The following is a 3,176-nucleotide window of genomic DNA, read 5'->3' as shown; positions in this document are numbered from 1 at the left end:
AGTCCCCTCGATGGATGGACACCCATCTGGTTACCCAGTGGAGAAGCCGGTTATATTTATAATCGCTATGTCTATTCTCCCCTAGACCCCCAAATTCAATTTGGCCAAGTTCAAGGAGAATGGCAACTCTTCTATCAAGATTCGGGAGTCGGGAATGAGTAATTCATGGACTCTTCGCTATCCCCCTATCTCCCCATCCCCCTATCCCCCCGCATGGAGTTCATCATCTATGAGTATTAAGAAAAAGCCCCAACTCCCTCGACCTCAACAGATGGGTTGGATTTTAGTCGGTGTGGCTGGGGTAATTGTAGCAGTCAACTATATTCTCCCTCAATTTACACGGCCAAAACTGCCCACCATTCCCTACAGTGAATTTTTATCTCAAGTCAAGAATAATCAGATTTCTGGTGTGCAAATTGGGTCAAACGAAATCCGCTATCGCCTGAAATCAGAAAATGGTTCAGAAGAACTCGGTCCCCTACTCTCGACAACTCCCGTATTTGACCCCGAATTAGTCCAGCGATTAGAAGCAAATGGAGTTCTGTTTCAAGCCGCCCCACCGCCAACGAATACCTGGTTTGCTGTCCTCCTCAATTGGGTTATTCCGCCGATTATTTTGGTTGTCGCGTTTCAGTTTTTCCTTAATCGGGGGAATTCTCAATCTCTAGCGATTAGTAAGAGTAAAGCAAAGGTTTATGTGGAGGGAAAATCGGAAAAAATAACCTTTGTGGATGTGGCTGGAGTAGAAGAAGCCAAAGTTGAGTTAGCAGAAATTGTGGAGTTTCTCAAAAGTCCCGATCGCTTCAAAAAAATTGGTGCGAGAATTCCCAAAGGTGTGCTATTAGTCGGTCCTCCAGGAACCGGAAAAACTCTTTTAGCTAAAGCCGTCGCTGGAGAAGCTAATGTTTCCTTTTTCAGCATCTCAGCTTCGGAGTTTGTGGAACTATTTGTGGGCACGGGAGCTGCACGAGTCCGGGATTTATTTGAACAAGCGAAAAAGAAAGCACCCTGTATTATCTTTATCGATGAGTTAGATGCCATTGGTAAATCCCGTAGCAGTGGCGCGGGGCAAAGTGGCTCGAATGATGAACGGGAGCAAACTCTAAACCAGCTTTTGACGGAAATGGATGGGTTTGGAGTCGGTGATGCCACAGTGATTGTTTTAGCGGCAACGAACCGCCCAGAAGCCTTGGATGCTGCCCTGTTGCGTCCCGGACGCTTCGATCGCCAAGTGCTGGTAGACCGACCGGATTTAGCAGGGAGATTGACAATATTAGAGATTTATGCTATGAAAGTTAAACTCGGAGACGATATTGATTTGAGGGCGATCGCCACCCAAACCCCTGGATTTGCTGGAGCAGACCTCGCCAACCTAGTCAACGAAGCGGCATTGCTCGCGGCTCGCAACAACCGAGAAACCGTATCCCAAGCTGATTTTAAAGAGGCGATCGAGCGCGTGATCGCCGGACTAGAGAAAAAGAGCCGCGTATTGAGCGATCGCGAGAAAAAACGAGTCGCTTATCACGAAGTCGGCCATGCCTTAGTAGGAGCCTTAATGCCGGGAGGCAGCAAAGTTGCCAAAATCTCCATCGTTCCCCGGGGTCTATCTGCCCTCGGCTACACCCTCAAATTGCCCACTGAAGACCGCTTCCTGATGGAAGAATGGGAACTGCGCGATCAAATTGCCATGTTACTCGGCGGACGCGCTGCCGAAGAACTCATCTTTAACACCATTTCCACCGGAGCCTCCGACGACTTGCAACGAGCCACAAACTTAGCCGAACAAATGGTCACCACCTACGGCATGAGTAAAGTCTTAGGCCCCTTAGCCTATCAAAAACTTTCATCTGGAAACTTCCTCGGTAATGGTAGTGGCAACACTCGCCGCCTGATGAGCGACGACACTGCCCAAACCATCGATCGCGAAGTCAAAGAAATTGTCGAGCAAGGATATGAAAAAGCCTTTAGCATTTTGTCCCACAATCAAGAACTGATGGAACAAATGACCCAAGAACTGTTAGAAACCGAAGTATTAGAAGGCGAACAACTGCAAGTGTGGTTGGATCGCGTCAGTCCTATCTCCTCTCCATCCTAGATATTGATGGATGACAAGCTTCAAGAGAAATCGTAGGGCGATCGTAGAGACAAGGCGTACCTTGTCTCTACGATCGCCGTAGTTATAACAAGTCTGGTTAATTGGCTATAGGGAATAGGGAATAGGGAGTAGAGAATGTTCTACCGGAACAATGTAGGAGTGGCAATGCAGTATACATAGTGAAACCGATTACTCAGGCATAATATTAGTCATAATTATTAAACCAAAACCCCTCAAAAAACCGTAAATCAACTTAATCTTCATCTCGTATCTATAGAACAACCCGTAAACTTACTATACTCTATTCCGCAAAATTGCGGTATCATGACCCTTAACAGATCGGCATTAAACTTTCTTCAAAGAAAAATAAATGAGTACATTCCTCATGGCTTATGCCCTGATCTCCTATGTGTTTTCAGGGGCAGTTTGCTATACTAGCGCACGCAAAAATCAACACACTAATAATCCAAATAATTTTCAAAGCCGAGGATGGATTGTCCTATTTTGGCCCTTGTGGATTGGCAATGAAATTGACAACACTTCTAGCTTAAATACCAGTTATTCTCTTGTAGAAGAACGGATAGAACCCCAGGAAAAAGTGCATCCCTCGAAACCCATTGGACAAGTCCTCGAAGAAGCCGGACTCCTCACCCAAAATCAAGTCCAAGCCATCTTAGCCTACCAACAAGATCATCGCTATTTGCGCTTCGGGGAAATTTCAGCCATGTGGGGATGGATCAAATCGGAAACCGCCGACTTTTTCGCGGAACGACTCTACCAATTCCAGGCTTACCAACAACCCCTAGGACAATCCCTTAAAGGTGCAGGCATTTTAGATGACGAACAAATTAAAACCATCCTCACCGATCAATTGCAAACTGGACTGAGATTTGGAGAAATAGCCGTTCGCCATGGATGGGTGAATCAAAAAACCGTTGATTTCTTTGTTGGGACACTTTAATTAAAACAATTTCTTGATGATACTTCACTCAATAAGGGGCTTAAACCCCTTTTTAATTTTTAACTGATACAGCGCTTTGCGCTGTAACGGAGTACAGTATCATTGAGATAAGTCATTGCG

The 3,176-nt window shown here is 45.7% G+C and carries 2 protein-coding genes; both read left to right on the top strand.

Annotated elements, in window-relative coordinates:
* The first annotated feature begins 229 nt into the window (after positions 1–229).
* Positions 230–2,095: an ATP-dependent zinc metalloprotease FtsH gene (gene ftsH, locus AC3A14_RS16685; RefSeq protein ID WP_318733325.1), complete on the top strand. Its 1,866-nt coding sequence runs from the start codon at positions 230–232 to the stop codon at positions 2,093–2,095.
* Between the two features lie 370 nt (positions 2,096–2,465).
* Positions 2,466–3,056, top strand: coding sequence for a hypothetical protein (locus AC3A14_RS16680; RefSeq protein ID WP_318733326.1), 591 nt, complete (start codon positions 2,466–2,468; stop codon positions 3,054–3,056).
* Positions 3,057–3,176: the final 120 nt, after the last annotated feature.

The organism is Roseofilum sp. (assembly GCF_982964205.1).
The sequence above is the reverse complement of the archived record's forward strand: the minus strand, read 5'-3'. Positions and strand labels throughout refer to the sequence as shown.